Source organism: Cytophagia bacterium CHB2, assembly GCA_030263535.1.
Classification (GTDB): Bacteria; Zhuqueibacterota; Zhuqueibacteria; order Zhuqueibacterales; family Zhuqueibacteraceae; genus Coneutiohabitans.
On sequence record SZPB01000142.1, the window covers coordinates 1 to 14718 of the forward strand.

Annotated in this window: 15 protein-coding genes; 6 read left to right on the plus strand and 9 right to left on the minus strand. The window is 51.7% G+C overall.

The window, feature by feature from the left end; translation table 11 throughout:
* Positions 1-32: 32 nt before the first annotated feature.
* The 6 genes from FBQ85_14815 to moaC all read right to left on the minus strand — a co-directional run bounded on the left by FBQ85_14815 (position 33) and on the right by moaC (position 5265).
* Positions 33-1199 carry an ABC transporter permease gene (locus tag FBQ85_14815; GenBank protein ID MDL1876423.1) on the minus strand — a complete coding sequence of 389 codons (1167 nt, stop codon included), beginning with the start codon at positions 1197-1199 and terminating at the stop codon, positions 33-35.
* Positions 1196-1873, minus strand: coding sequence for an ABC transporter ATP-binding protein (locus tag FBQ85_14820; protein MDL1876424.1), 678 nt, complete (start codon positions 1871-1873; stop codon positions 1196-1198). Before FBQ85_14820 ends, FBQ85_14815 begins: the two co-directional genes overlap by 4 nt.
* Positions 1874-1919: 46 nt before the next feature.
* Positions 1920-2120, minus strand: coding sequence for a hypothetical protein (locus tag FBQ85_14825; GenBank protein ID MDL1876425.1), 201 nt, complete (start codon positions 2118-2120; stop codon positions 1920-1922).
* A gap of 14 nt (positions 2121-2134) precedes the next feature.
* A complete protein-coding gene (locus FBQ85_14830) occupies positions 2135-3064 on the minus strand; it encodes a hypothetical protein (protein ID MDL1876426.1) in 930 nt (309 codons plus the stop codon).
* Positions 3065-3366: 302 nt separating this feature from the next.
* The gene (locus tag FBQ85_14835; protein ID MDL1876427.1) at positions 3367-4608 is read right to left on the minus strand and encodes an efflux RND transporter periplasmic adaptor subunit; all 1242 of its coding nucleotides are present in this window, start codon (positions 4606-4608) and stop codon (positions 3367-3369) included.
* A gap of 165 nt (positions 4609-4773) precedes the next feature.
* Positions 4774-5265: a cyclic pyranopterin monophosphate synthase MoaC gene (moaC, locus tag FBQ85_14840; protein MDL1876428.1), complete on the minus strand. Its 492-nt coding sequence runs from the start codon at positions 5263-5265 to the stop codon at positions 4774-4776.
* Between the two features lie 410 nt (positions 5266-5675).
* Between moaC and FBQ85_14845 the strand changes: the two genes are divergently transcribed.
* Positions 5676-6122 (plus strand): Hsp20/alpha crystallin family protein, encoded by a 447-nt coding sequence (locus tag FBQ85_14845; protein MDL1876429.1) that lies wholly within the window; start codon positions 5676-5678, stop codon positions 6120-6122.
* A gap of 214 nt (positions 6123-6336) precedes the next feature.
* Positions 6337-6582, plus strand: a complete 246-nt coding sequence (locus FBQ85_14850) for a zinc ribbon domain-containing protein (protein ID MDL1876430.1) — start codon at positions 6337-6339, stop codon at positions 6580-6582.
* A 173-nt stretch (positions 6583-6755) separates the two neighbouring features.
* Here the strand turns inward: FBQ85_14850 and FBQ85_14855 are convergent, their stop codons facing one another.
* On the minus strand, positions 6756-8222 hold the full coding sequence (locus FBQ85_14855) for an MATE family efflux transporter (protein MDL1876431.1): 1467 nt from the start codon (positions 8220-8222) through the stop codon (positions 6756-6758).
* Positions 8223-8652: 430 nt separating this feature from the next.
* The gene (ftcD, locus tag FBQ85_14860) at positions 8653-10548 is read right to left on the minus strand and encodes a glutamate formimidoyltransferase (protein ID MDL1876432.1); all 1896 of its coding nucleotides are present in this window, start codon (positions 10546-10548) and stop codon (positions 8653-8655) included.
* A 233-nt stretch (positions 10549-10781) separates the two neighbouring features.
* Between ftcD and FBQ85_14865 the strand changes: the two genes are divergently transcribed.
* The 4 genes from FBQ85_14865 to FBQ85_14880 are packed head-to-tail and all read left to right on the plus strand — an operon-like array spanning position 10782 to position 14240.
* Complete coding sequence (locus tag FBQ85_14865) at positions 10782-12338, plus strand: glycosyltransferase family 39 protein (GenBank protein ID MDL1876433.1); 1557 nt, start codon at positions 10782-10784, stop codon at positions 12336-12338.
* Entirely contained in the window at positions 12260-13126 is an 867-nt protein-coding gene (locus tag FBQ85_14870) for a hypothetical protein (protein ID MDL1876434.1), read from the plus strand. The genes FBQ85_14865 and FBQ85_14870 overlap by 79 nt, the downstream gene beginning before the upstream one ends.
* A 6-nt stretch (positions 13127-13132) precedes the next feature.
* Positions 13133-13519 (plus strand): hypothetical protein, encoded by a 387-nt coding sequence (locus FBQ85_14875; protein ID MDL1876435.1) that lies wholly within the window; start codon positions 13133-13135, stop codon positions 13517-13519.
* Entirely contained in the window at positions 13473-14240 is a 768-nt protein-coding gene (locus FBQ85_14880; protein ID MDL1876436.1) for a response regulator transcription factor, read from the plus strand. Before FBQ85_14875 ends, FBQ85_14880 begins: the two co-directional genes overlap by 47 nt.
* Positions 14241-14393: 153 nt before the next feature.
* Here the strand turns inward: FBQ85_14880 and FBQ85_14885 are convergent, their stop codons facing one another.
* Entirely contained in the window at positions 14394-14717 is a 324-nt protein-coding gene (locus tag FBQ85_14885) for an FtsX-like permease family protein (protein ID MDL1876437.1), read from the minus strand.
* Between the last annotated feature and the right edge of the window lies 1 nt (position 14718).

Below are 14718 nucleotides of genomic sequence, written 5' to 3' on the forward strand. Positions count from 1 at the left end.
TTTCATTCCAACTTTAAAAAACCCGCCGCCGATCATGCCACACGATGCAACCCGTCGGCAATGCGCATGCGCACTGCGCGCCACGCCGGAAAAACCGCGGCAAACACGCCCACCAAAATTGCAGAGGTCAAAGCCAAAATGATGGTGATGTTCTTCAATTCGAAAACCGGAAAAAAATTTCCCAGATTCGAGGTGATGAACGTGGCGAATCCATTGCAGACGTAAATCATGAGCGCCAAACCCAGGGCAAAACCGCCCATGGCGATCATCAGCGATTCACCGCCAATCAACCCGACTAAATGAAACGGGCGGAATCCCAGGGTTTTGAGCACGGCATATTCCGACATGCGCTCGCGCGCCGTCATCGCCATGGTGTTGGCCAGCACCAGCAACACGATGAACACGACCACGCCGGAAATCGCCTCCAGCGCGGCGAGAATGGCGCCGGACATCGAAACGAAGCTTTGTTGAAAAGCGCGTTCGGTTTCGGTTTTGGTTTCGGCAAAGCTGTTTTGGAACATGGCATCAACAGTCTCAGAAACCACAGCGGGATTCGCTTGATTGTCGATCAACAGCATGTACCAACCGACATTGTCCGCCTGGCCGGGATTGCGCTCGCGAATGCGCTCGTTCAAATAATCCCAGTGAAACATAAAAGCGGTTTCATCGGTGCTGGGCTGCGCGCCGGAATAAATGCCGCGAATGACGAAATCCCATTCACCGTAGAAAATCGTGCCCGTAAGGGTTACGGTCTGGCCCAATTTCCAGCCAAAGCGTTCGGCCAATTTTTTCCCGACGATGCAGGCGTTGCGCTCGCGCAAGTATTCTTCCTTTTGCTCAGGCGGCACGACGAATTCCGGATACATATCCAAATAAGCTTTATCGACTGCGAAGTTGGCGAAGAAATTATTGGGATCGCCATAATACGCGCCGAACCAGTTGGCATAACCGACGGATTTCACGCCCGGCACTTTCTCCAACTGCCCGCGATAGGCCAGTGGCAGCGGTTGAATGAGCGAGACGGCGCTGCGCGTGACCAGCCGATTCTGCGCCGAAGCATCGACGCCGGCATACCAGGCGCTGATCACCGTGCGAATCAAACCAAACGCCAGCAAAGCTACGGCAATGCCGAGCATGGTCAAAATCGTCCGCAGTTTGTGGCGCAAGGCATTCTTGAAAATCAGCTTGAAGACCTTCATACCAACTCTCCCTTGTCGAGATGGCGTACGGTATGCGCTTTTTCGGCGGCGCGCTGATCGTGCGTGACCATGATGATGGTCTTGTTGAATTCTTTGTTGAGGCGTTCGAGCAGAGAAAGAATTTCGACGGCAGAATTTTTATCGAGATCCCCGGTCGGCTCGTCAGCGACAATGAGGGTAGGATCGGCAACAATGGCGCGCGCGATGGCAACACGTTGCTGCTGGCCGCCGGAGAGTTGCTTGGGATAATGGCGCATGCGGTCGCTCAACCCCACGACGTTGAGCGCGATTTTCACCCGTTCGTGGCGCTCGCTTTTGGACAGGTGCGTCAACAACAGCGGCAGTTCGACGTTTTCAAACGCCGTCAACACGGGCATGAGATTGTAAAACTGAAAAATAAACCCGACGTGGCGGCTGCGCCAGTTGGCAAGCTGGGATTCCGTCAGCTTGGTGACGTCGTCATTTGCCACCATGATCGAGCCTCTTCCGCCGTCGGGGCGATCAATGCCGGCGATCAGATTCAGCAACGTTGACTTGCCCGAGCCGGAAGGCCCCATCAAGGCCAGAAACTCGCCCTCGGGCACATTGAGGTTGATGTTTTCGAGCACGGGAATTTTTAGACTGTCCCGTTGATACGATTTCGAAACGTTTTTGACTTCGACGATGTTGGGCATAAATCCTTTCCTGTTGAGAGATAAAACTAGTACGCACAACTGTAGATCAGTCGTCTTCGCTATTTACCTGCGATATTTTGGCGTTTATCGCATCGAGGATTGCATCATACCAGTTTATGTTATCGCAAATCAAATCCTCGATGGATTTAATTTCACTTAAAGACAATTCCCGGCCAATTTCCTCCATTGCAACCGTTTGGACATCATCGATATTCAATGAGTAGATAATGTCATCTTTCTTTTTCATCTCTTCCTCCAGAATCAAGTGGTAAAGATATGCTCACGGTGCCATTTTATGGCATTCGGATGAGGGTGTAGCGTTTTTTCCTTTGGCAACGTAACCATCCGATCTCGTTTTGACAATTGAACCATGAAGTTGTAATCCCAAAACTTGCCAAAGTCCGCAGGTAGGTCTTGAATCCGTTGCGAAGCAAGAACTTGAAACCTTTCATTCAACGTAAACCATCCCACGTCAAACGCCCAATGGTGTAATCGACACAGTGCCAAACCATTCAAAATTTCATCTTTTACCTTTGAACGGCGTGGAACAATGTGAGCGGCCTCAACCTCCCATATCAAAGCATCCGGAGAACACATTTTCATTCCACAGACTGCACAGCGAAAACCGTAAGCTTCAATTATTGTGTGTCGAAAAGCCCGGCTCCGGAGGCGTGTTTCCTGGGTAACCGTTACTGTTCTTCCAGTTGATTCCTGAGGATCATAATCTTCTGGCCTTGACTGCACTCTAATTTGGTTTACTATTTTCTGAACTTCATAGGATTTGATCGGATATAGCTCCTTCCTAGCCAAAGGAATGTTCAGCAATTTCAGCACTCGGTCGTAACCATCTTCTGTAAGCATCCATTCTCGTTTGTTTGTGAGCAGCATTGTTTGAGTCGGACGCGAAACTAACTTTTCTTTTGCCAATGAATCTGCAGCTCGAAATAGTAGTCTATGCCAGAGAGAAACCCTTTTTGTTCTGTTTTCCTTTTTGTATACAGTTTCGAGATAAGCTGATCTTTGTGCTTCGGTCAATCCAAAATTATTGGCGATTTCATCGACAATCTCCTCACCCGAGCTGAACTCCTTGATCATTCCTCTATGTTTGAATAAAGATATCAGCAATGCTCGCTCAACATCTTTTCGAGTTGGCATATTGAAAGCTTCCAACATTTTGCTTTCGTAGCTCATAGCATTACCCAGTAACGGTCGTGTTTATGATATGAAAACAATGAATCTTTCGAATCTCGCCACGATTATCTTGCTTTCCAATTATATTCCGAGAACTTCGGCTTTGCCAAATGGTCTTCATCGTTCAAAACGGAGCGGCAAAATTTGCCCATCTTTCCCGGCTATCGGCATATGGCGGTGAGGTAACAATCAGATCAAAAAATTGTCGGGATACTCTTGCAATATATCCAGGCAATCCCCTTGCTTGATGGAGGTAGTAATCTCCTGCATGAACCCTCACTCTTTTTGATTAAGCCGCTTTCTTATTTCTCCGCCAACTTCACCTTCATTCCACTTTTCATATCGGCCGGCGGATTCAATACAATTTGCTGGCCTTCCGTCAAGCCACTGCGTACCTCGAGCTGGCTGCCGATGGTTCCGGCAATCTCCACGGGCGTTTCAGTAACACTGTCGTCGCGCACGACGAAAACGACTTTTTGATCACCGCGCGCCACAACTGTCGCCGGCGGAATGACGATTTTTTTCGCGCCGCTCATTTCACTTTCCGCCAGCGGTTGCGAGAGAAATGTCACTTTTGCGCTCATTTCCGGCAACACGCGCTCATCGCGCTCGACAAATTTAATTTTGGTAAGTACGGTGGCTTTGGCCCTATCGGCAGTCGGCACGATTTTCCCAACCAGCCCGGGATAACGCGTGTCTTGATAGGCATCGAGCACGATTTCGCACGATTGTCCGGGTTTAATGCGCTGGATGTTGGATTCCGAAACATCCGCTTCCACTTCAAGCGAAGACATATCGGCAATCGAAACCACGGCCGCACGCGCAGTGGTGGAAGCCCCGAACGGCGCAACGATTTCACCGACATCGGCATTCTTGGTGAGCACGGTGCCATCAAACGGCGCGCGAATGTTGGTGTACTCCAACGCCACTTCTGCGGCGCGCACGCGCGTTCTTGCAACTTGCACTGCTGCTTCGCTCGCGCCGACGGATGCTTCCGCGCGCTTGAATCGCGCTTCTGCGGCATCGAATGCCGAGCGCGCAACGAGCTGATCCGTTAGCAATTTTTCATAGCGTTCGAAATTTGCGGCCGCATCGGCTCGTTCGGCTTTCGCCTCCTCCACATTTGCCAACGCCTGATTGAGACTGGCTTTGGTTTCAGCCAACGCCGCATCGAGGTCGCTGTGCTCAAGCTGCGCGATGATCTGGCCCTCCTTAACCTGGTCGCCTTCTTCCACGCCCAGATAGACCAGACGGCCGGTGCCTTTCGAGGCAACCGCGGCCTGGCGTTGCGCTACGACATAACCGCTCGCTGTCAATACCGCATTTTGTTGCGCCGGTGAAACTGTAACGACATTGTACGTTTGAATTTCGACCGCCGAGCTAAAGCCATTGCGAAAGAAAAAAAACAGCGCCGCAACCGCGGCAAGCCCTGCTATACCCCAAAAAACCGCCGTGTTGCGCTTGGAACCGGAGGGGTTCGCTTCTGCTTCGCGGCTGCGATCAATACGCAAGCGCGATAAATCATGAGGATTCGATTCTGCCATTAAACGTTCTCAAAGTTGATGACAAAGAAAACTGAAATCAGAAATGCAAAACTTCACGACATTGTCATTTATTACAATGCTGTCGCAAAGAATATAATGCGCCTATCGTCTTGTAACAAGCGATTTGTCCGTCAGGTATTTGCCGGCATACTTGATTCCAAAGCTTCAAAAAGTTTCTCCCGGACGGAGATATTCTCCGCTTCTGCCGCCGCTTTTCTTCACCAGACGAATTTCACCGATGACCATGGCTTTATCCACTGCTTTGCACATGTCATAAAGCGTTAACGCCGCAATGCTGGCAGCGGTTAAGGCTTCCATCTCAACGCCGGTTTTACCGGTGCAGCGCGCCGTCGCTTCTACCTCGAGGCGATCACTGCCGACGGTGATGTGTACATCGACATAATCCAGGACGAGCGGATGGCATAGCGGAATCAATTCACCGGATTTCTTTGCGGCCATGATGCCGGCATAGCGCGCGATCTCCAGGGCGTCGCCTTTGGGCAATGCTTTACGAACAAGCAAATCGATGGTTTCCGGTTGCATGCTGATTTGCGCGCGCGCAATCGCTTCACGCCGCGTTACTTCTTTTTCTCCAACATCGACCATAGCAGCTTGGCCGCGCGTGTTTACATGGCTCAGTTTACGAGATGATGACATTTTCACATTCTCTTAAATTGATGTTTTTATGATAATGCGGCGATGTGACAACCCTATGTCAGCAGACGAGACTTGGCCTGAAAATTTTGCAATGGCCTTGTGTCGCAATTATTGCCGTCCCATGAGCATTCTGATACGAAATGAGTTTTGTCACACTGAGGCCCAACCGTCTGACACAATGACTTTTTTCAGGCTTTCAAATTGACAAACACGCAAGAAAAAATTTCAGACGGCTTTATCTGGTGAAAATTCTATCCCCATGCTTTTCTATAAAAATTAATGCTGCCAAAAGCAGAACAACTCTGGCATAGCGGTTGCAAAAATTATGAGCGCAACCCCAAATGAGGTTGCGTAGGAATTAACATAAACGACCGTTCAAAGCAACTGAATTTTCGAGGAGGTGTTCAATCATGTCAATCGTACGTTGGAGTCCGGTTCGCGACATGCTGAACATGCAAGCGGATATGAATCGCCTGTTCGGCACTATGTTTGATCGTGATTCATATGAAACCTCGCTGGGGCGCGGCGACTGGAACCCGGTAGTCGACATTACCGAAACGGCAGACGAATATCAAGTGACGGCGGAGCTGCCCGGCCTCAACAAAGATGATGTCAAGATCAGCTATGAGGGCGGCGTGGTCACGATTCGCGGAGAGAAGAAGCAAGAAAAAGAGGACAAGAACAGGAACTATCATCGCGTCGAAAGAAGCTTTGGCATGTTCGAGCGTTCCTTCCGCTTGCCGACCCAGATCGACGTGAACAAAATCGAGGCCAAGTTCAAAGACGGTATCCTGGGTCTGCGCCTGCCCAAATCGGAAGAAGCGCGTCCCAAGGAAATCCCGATCAAGATCAGCTAATCATCAACAGCTCAGTAAGACGATCAACCGCTCTCTGTTACCGGAGGGCGGTTGCTTCATTTTAGGCCATTAAAAGTGAAATCTTTGCTTTAGAAGCAAAAACATTTCATGCAAAGACGCGAAGGTGCAAAGGTTCCGCAAAGTTTTTCTTTGCGGAACCTTTGCGGCGTGAGACTTTTCTTTGGTTCCGGCTCGTCCGGCTTAGGAGATCGTTATGCCGATTTATGTGTATCGTTGCCTCGCTTGTGACAACCCGCACGAAGCCTTGCAGAAATTTTCCGATCCGGTTTTGACCGAATGCCCTGCGTGCGGCGGACCGCTGCAAAAGCAATTCACGCCGGAAGTGGGGCTCAGCTTCAAAGGCAGCGGATTTTATATCACGGATTACGTGAAAAATAAGAACAGCGAAAAATTCGCTTTCCGTGAGCCGGAAAAAGCAAAAAGTGCGTCCCCGGCCTGAACCTGATTTTCACCAACGCATTGGGATTCAACCACGAGCAGCAGAGGTGTGGCCTCCAATCCTGTTTTTTATTAGAGGAGTGCCACACACTTGCTTTTGCGCACACGCCTTTTGAAGCCCCACCTGCGCGTTCTGCGGAATCTTTTCTGTTCCATCCCCGCCGTTCATCCGGCTCAAATCTTCCGTTCTTTCCATTTTCCCCGCCGAAAAACCAGCACAGCCACGACGGCCAGGGTTGACTCTGCAATCGTGATCGCCGCAAACACGCCGCGCGCGCCAAAATCGAACGGCAGAGCCAGGCCGTAGGCCAACGGTATTTGAAACAACCAGTAACAGCACAGATTGATGATCGTCGGGGTCACGGTATCGCCGGCGCCGTTGAAGGCTTGCACCATCACCATGCCGAATGCATAAAAGATGTAGCCGTAACTGACATAGCGGAGGCAGTCCACTGCAAACGGCACCACCTCCGAATCTCGGGTAAAGAGATACACCAACGGTTCGGCGAAGACGACAAAAACAATCGTAACCAAGCCGAGAAAAATCACATTGCAAAGGCCGGTGAACCAAACGGAGCGTTCCGCACGCCCGGGTTTATCGGCGCCGAGATTTTGCCCCACCAATGTCGCGGCCGCGTTACTCATGCCCCACGAGGGCAAAAGCGCAAACACAATGATGCGAAGCGCAATCGTGTAGCCCGCAAGCGCGGCGCTGCCGAAAATCGCGACGATGCGCACCAGCCCCAGCCAGCTTGCCGTGGCCACCAGAAATTGAAAAATGCCGCCCAGCGAAACGCGCACCAGGCGCCACATCACCTCAAAATCCAGGCGGAACTGCGCGCCCTGAATTTGAATGCGACTCTTGCCGTAAAACAGGGCATACAATTGATAAAGCACGCCGACGCCTCTGCCAATATTGGTTGCAACGGCTGCGCCGGTCACACCCATTTCCGGAAACGGCCCCCAGCCGAAGATGAAGCACGGATCGAGTACACAGTTGATGAGGTTGGCAAGCCAAAGTGATCGCATGGCAATGGCAGCATCCCCGGCCCCGCGGAAGATGGCGTTGATCAAGAAGATCAACATGATCGTTATATTTCCGCCCAACATGACAGCCATGTAACCCGAGCCGTTGGCAACAATGCCCGGTGAAGCGCCCATCAGCCGCAGGATGTCCGGTGCCAAGAAAATTCCAATGACCGCAATCGGCAAGGAAGCCAACACGCCGAGCGCCAGGGCTTGCACGGCCGCCACCGTGGCGCCGGCGGAATCCTTCTCGCCGATGCGGCGCGCCACCATGGCCGTGATGGCCATGCTCAAGCCAATCGCGATGGAATACACGAGAGTAATGACAGACTCGGTGAGGCCAACAGTGGCCACGGCATCCGCGCCCAAACGCGCAACAAAGAAAACGTCAACCACCGCAAAAACCGATTCCATCACCATCTCAAGCACCATCGGAACCGAAAGCAGCAAAATGGCGCGGCCGAGATGGCCTTCGGTGAAATCCTGTTCCGAGCCGGCAATCGCTTCGCGCAAATCAGCCCACAATCGCCTCAGCGGCCCGGGCTTCGAGGGATCACGCGAAATTGCCACGGCGCCGGGTTCAATGGGATTATTTTGAAAATTCGTCTCGATCATATGAAAATTAACTTTCGAAATATAAGTGATTTTGTCTCATGCAAAGGCGACTCCAGCCCGCTGACAAGGCAAAACTTTCCCGTCAAAATCAGTATATGAGGCAGAGACAGAATTCCGTTCTCTGCCGGATATTCAGAAAATGGTAGTGACTTGAGTAGCCAGTGCAACCCGAGCCTGGACAAAATTTCCAACAAAATTTTGTGAACAGGCGCAAGAAATTGGCGGGTAGGAGTGTGGATTTCAACAGGGTGGCTTCACATGGCAGAATCAATTCAATCGAAATGAAAAAATTAAACACCGCAGAAAGGTTTGCGCGAAATGCCGGTTAATACGCCGCCAACCTCGGGAGAGGCATAGCTCCGCACGTGATCAAAGGTAAAGCAAATGGCGACATAAGATCATCTTGACATTCATTCTGAAACAACAGGCCTCAGCTCAAGCTTTTCTCAACCTCTTGTTGCACTTGTTCGCAGATGGCCTTGCCGCCTTGCAAAAGCGTATCAAGGGTCGCGCTCATTTCCGCGATAAAGTCCGGTGATTTCGTGTTAGGCAGATTGATGCGCACATTGTAAATCGCGCCCTGCAAGCCGGCAAAAGCCATCAATGCGCCTACACCCGCGTCGCTCATCACGGCTTTGTTGCCCAGATGCGCGGCGCGCAAACAAAGCTGCAAGGCCTCCCGGCAATGCTCGGCCGTGCGCAACGGCACGCGCGCCGCGGATTTGTAACCTTCACGCATTGCAGTCGCGCGCGCTTGCTGTTGCTGCGGCGTATCCTTCGGCAGGCGCATGGCTTCAAGCACAGCGTTAAATGCTGCGGTATCTTCATCGACCGCGCGCAATAAATCGTCCTTGACGCGTTGTGCTTGCTCCGCGAGATCACAAATATCTTCATACTTCGCATCAAACTCGCCCTTGCCGTTCGAGACATTTGCCACCATTGCGGCCAGCGCTGCGCCCAGACTGCCGGCCAATGCCGCAATCGAACCGCCGCCCGGAGCCGGTGTGTCGCGCGAAACTTCGTCAACGAAATCCACAACCTTTTGTTTGGCCAGCGGGCCGTCCATTTTCGGAATGCCGATGATCTTTTTGTCAATGTCAAACTCTGCCACATCACGCACGCCCATGGATTGTGCTGCGGTCTCCAGCACGTCATGCACCGGAATGCCGGTGGATTTGCGCATGCGCTTCAAATAAAATTTGCCGGCCTCGAGCATCGCGGCAAATGGCACAACGCCCACGATTTCCGAGCCGGTGATGACAATGCCGCGTTGCGCAGCGAGTTTGCGCGCCTCCTCCAAAACCAGGTGCGGTGGCGAGATTTTGTAATTGGTGAGGTTGATGGAAATCTGCGCGCGTTGGTAAGCTTCCACCACCCAGCCCACTGCCTTCACGTGCGCGAACTTGCCGTCGGCGTAAACCGGCATGCCCACGAGATTGTTGACGTCCATGCCCAGTGATTGGTAACGTGCATAAAGATCACCGCCATAATTTTGTTTATAATGCGCCGCCAACTCCTCAAATGATTTCGCCACGAATTCGCAATTGCCGCAGGGAAATTTGTCCGCGCCAAAATAAACCTGCTCGCCTTTGTAATAAAACGGCGAGATGTTGCCGATGCGCTTGTAGCGGCCGCGCTCGCGCAATTCATAGGCAATGTCGGTCGCGTACCGGCGATCGGTTGTATTCAAATCGATGTTGTAGGCAATCAAAAACTCGCGCGCGCCCACCGCAGTCGCGCCGCTTTTGCGGTGGAATTGCGCCGGGCCAAAATCCGGTTGCCAGTTGGGATCCGCCAACTTTTGCGGCAACCCCTCGTATTCACCGGCGCGCACGGTGGCGAGATTCCTGCGCTCAGGCCGGCTGGCAGCGGATTCATAAAGATAAACCGGAATGCCCAGCTCTTCGCCGATGCGCCTGCCGACGCGGCGCGCCATTTCGGCGCATTCTTCCATTGTCACATGTGCCACCGGCACAAACGGCAAGACATCGGTTGCGCCCATGCGCGCGTGTTCGCCGTGATGCTGCGACATATCAATCAACTCCGCTGCGGTTTGGACGGCGCGAAACGCGGCTTCCTGCACCGCTTCCGGATCGCCGATAAACGTCACGACTGTGCGATTCGTGCTTTCTCCCGGATCAACGTCGAGCAGTTGCACGCCGCGCACCGCTTCGATTTGATCGGTGATTTTCTTGATCAGGCTTTTGTCCCGGCCTTCGGAAAAATTCGGGACACATTCGACAATTTTTTGCATATTGTTCCTCGCAATGTGTTCAAAGGGCCGGCGCATTTCATTGAAATGCATCGGCGAAATCATGATCAGCATAAAACAAAAGAGCCAGAAAGGCAACGCCAAAATCGCCGTTCATGCCCACAAAAATCCCGTTTGTGACAAAACCGCTGCACGAATGTCAAAGGCTTCGTATGTTTTACTCAGCACAATCACTGGAATAAACTTTTAATACATCGTCATAAACAACTTGCCGCGAAGCAAACTTCAACTTCAGCAAAAAACAGTTCACACCACGTTATGGGATGTTTCAATCAAAGGGATGAAAAATGAATCTGAAACGCATACTCGGCAATCCAGTATGGCTTCTCATCAGTGCGCTGGCGCTGTTCAAGCTCATCATCCATTTCATGACCAACTCGAATTACGAGCTGCATCGCGATGTTTATCTTTATCTCGCGCTGGCGGATCATCCCGCCTGGGGCTATGTGTCCGTGCCGCCGCTCACGCCGATGATCGGCAAACTCGCGATGGCATTGTTCGGCGCCTCGTCTTTTGCGACGGGATTCTTCCCGGCATTGGTCGGCGCCATTTCCGTGATCGTTATCGCTCTGATCGTCAAAGAACTGGGCGGTAAAACCTGGGCGATTGTGCTGGCGTGTGCGGCGTTCATCCTGTCGCCGTCGTTTCTGCGCAGCAATACTTTCCTGATGCCCGTGTCCTTTGATCAATTCGCCTGGCTGTTAAGCGGGTACTTCATGCTCAAGCTGATCAAGAGTCAAGACACGAAGTACTGGATTCATCTGGGCGTGATTTGGGGGCTGGCATTTTTGAACAAATATGCCATCGTTTTCTTTGCGCTGGCCTCCCTGCTGGCGTTGCTGCTCACGCCTGATCGCAAACTGCTGCGGTCAAAGCATTTCGTGCTGGGATTGCTAGTGGGATTTCTCATAATTCTCCCCAACCTCATGTGGCAGCACACGCACAACTGGCCGGTGATTCATCACATGGCGGAGTTGCAACGCACACAGTTGGTCAATGTCAGCGTCTCCAGTTTTATTCTCCTGCAATTCTTGATGAATGTGCAGGCGCTGCTCATCTGGATGATCGGGCTAATCTACCTGCTTTTTTTCAAAGACGGACGGCGCTTTCAAGTATTGGGCTTGACTTATTTGTTTACCGTTCTAATTTTGATATTGCTCAGCGGCAAGCATTACTACACGCTAGGCGCGTACCCCATGCTGTTTGCCGCCGGCGGCGTTGCCATTGAGAAACTCTTTGCCCGGCGCCTGCGCATTCTAAAACCGGCAATGTTGGTGATCATGCTGCTGTTTTTTTTGCCGGCCATTCCCTATGCCCTGCCGGTTTTGCCGCTGGAGAAAATGGCAGTGTATGCGCAACATTCCAAGAAATTCGGTCTGGAAGGCGCGCTTATGTGGGAAGATGGCCGCGTACACGCATTGCCGCAAGATTATGCCGATATGACGGGCTGGCGCGAGCTGGCTGGAATCGTCATTCAGGCGTATCACGGTTTAAGCGCCGCTGAAAAAACAGACTGCGGTATTTATGGTGAAAACTACGGTCAAGCCAGCGCAATAAAATATTATGGCAAAAATTACGGCCTGCCCGAGCCGGTTAGCTTCAATGAAACATTCGCGCTCTGGGCGCCGGATAGCGCCAACCCCTCGGTATTGATTTACGTCAATGACGAACTCGGCGAGGACATTCAACATTTCTTTGGCGATATTTCACTGGCCGGCGCCGTCAAGGATCCTTTTTTTCGTGAAAACGGCGTGCAGGTTTATGTATGCAAAAATCCCCGCAATGGGTTTGCAGAATTCTTGACCGAAAAGGTGCGCGCCATGAAGAGCCGCTATCAAAAATGAACAGGGACAACGGCAAAATCCTCCGACTCATTTCGGCAAGGCTGACGGGCAAATCCGGCGCGCCCAACTGGCTCGTCATCTTCCTGTTTTTCACGTTTATTGGTGTAATGAATTTCAATCGTTTTTACACCAATGAGCTGGCGGAGGGCGATGACCCCAATTTTTATCATTATTTCATCAACGAGATGACCGGCGCTTATGCGGTCATGGCTTTGCTGCCGCTGCTGTTTTACTTTTTTAAAAAATTGCCCTTGCAGCGGGACAATTGGCGCACGCGCCTGCCGCTGTATTTGCTCGCCAGTGTCGCGTTCGGTGTTTGCCATACCATGCTGATGTTTCTCAGCCGGAAAGTGATTTACGCGCTGGCGCTGCAGACGGATTACGACTATGGCCGCATTGGCCTTCGCTTTTTAATGGAGTACAACCATCAATTTTTCACATTTTGGATCATCTACGGCATCGTTTTTCTCGTCGGCATGATGCGTGAGCATCAACGCCAAAAACTCAAAGCCGTCGAACTCGAACAACAACTCACGAAAGCGCGTTTACAAACGCTGCAAATGCAGCTCAATCCCCATTTTCTTTTTAATACCCTGAACTTGATTTCGTCGACAATGTATGACGATGTCGCGGCGGCGGATAAAATGCTCGCCAACCTCAGCGACATGCTGCGGATGACCTTAAAGCTTGAGAATCGCGACGAACATTCTCTCGCAAAGGAACTGGAGCTGCTGCACGGTTATCTCGATATTATGAGCGCGCGTTTCGCAGACCAACTCCGCATCTAACTCGACATCGCCGCCGGTACGCAAGATGCGCTCGTACCGGCGTTTATTTTGCAGCCGCTGGTGGAAAATTCGATCCGGCACAGCTTGGAAACATTGCATCGCGTGGAAATCGAAATTACGTCGCAACGGGCCGGCGATGATATGATACTCTCGGTCAAAGATAATGGCCCCGGCATTTCTGCGGAAGCGGAACAGGTTCTTAAAAACGGCGTAGGCTTGTCCAACACCGCGGAACGGCTCGAAAAGCTCTATGGGAATGCCCATCGATTTTATTGGGAGAATATTACCGGCGGCGGGTTGCAGATCGTCGCGGCATTTCCGTTCCGGCTGGCAACCGGTATTTTAGATGAGGCGACAGCGAATGGCAGGCATGAAAATTCTGATCGTCGATGACGAACAGCCGGCGCGCAAAAAGCTGCGCGCTTTTTTGGAGAAAGAAAAAGAGGTCGCGCTGATTCTTGAAGCCGCCAACGGGGTGGAAGCCGCGCGCCTCATTTCAGCAGACCAACCCGATCTGGTCTTTTTGGATATCCAGATGCCGGGGATGAACGGTTTTGAAATGATCGAAGCCGTTGGCGTGGAAAACATGCCGGCGGTCATTTTTGTGACGGCTTATGATCAATACGCGCTCGCCGCGTTTGAGGTACAGGCGATCGATTATTTGCTCAAGCCTTTCGATCAGACGCGTTTCAAAAAGTCTTTTCAACGCGCAGTAACGTTGACACAAGCAAAACCGGAGAATACTGCGTTGTTGCAGCGCCTGCTGGCTGAAATCGGCGCAGAAAAGACATTTCTACAACGCCTCATGGTCAACGCTGGCTCGCGTTTCTTTTTCATTAAAACCAGCGAGATTCTATATCTCTCGGCGGAAGAAAAATACGTCAATCTGCACACCGAAAAAGGCGCATATATGATGCGCGAAACCATGACCGGTCTGGAAGCGCGCCTTGATCCCTCGAAGTTTGTCCGAATCCATCGTTCGTATCTGGTGAATGTCGATTTTATCAAAGAGCTGCTGCCGGAGTCGCATGGTGATTATCTTGCCCGGCTCAAGAATGGCGTGGAACTTCCGGTCAGCCGGCGCTATCGCGAACGTTTGATGGGCGGCAAATAAGATCGCCGCGGAACCGGAGCTTCCCCACATTCCCGCCAACAAAAAAAAAGCCCACAGTATTCAGCAATGAATCTGTGGGTTGAAATTCGCAGGCGGAAACGCCTGCTTCACACCGGCGAACATTTGCCTCAAAATCTCATCGGGTTGCTGTTCTTATTCATAGCGCAACGCTTCGATGGGATCCAGCCGCGAGGCTTTGGCTGCCGGATAAATTCCAAAAAAAAGTCCGACCAGGGAGCAAAAAACCAGCGCCAGGATAATCGAGCCAATCGGCACGATCACCGACAAATCGAAGGCGGCTTTGAATATTTGCGCCACGCCAATACCGAAAAAAATGCCAATCACGCCGCCGATCTCGCACAGCACGATGGCTTCGATCAAAAATTGCACGAGAATCTCCCGGCGTTTGGCGCCAAGCGCCTTGCGAATGCCGATCTCGCGCGTGCGTTCCGTCACCGAAACCAGCATGATGTTCATG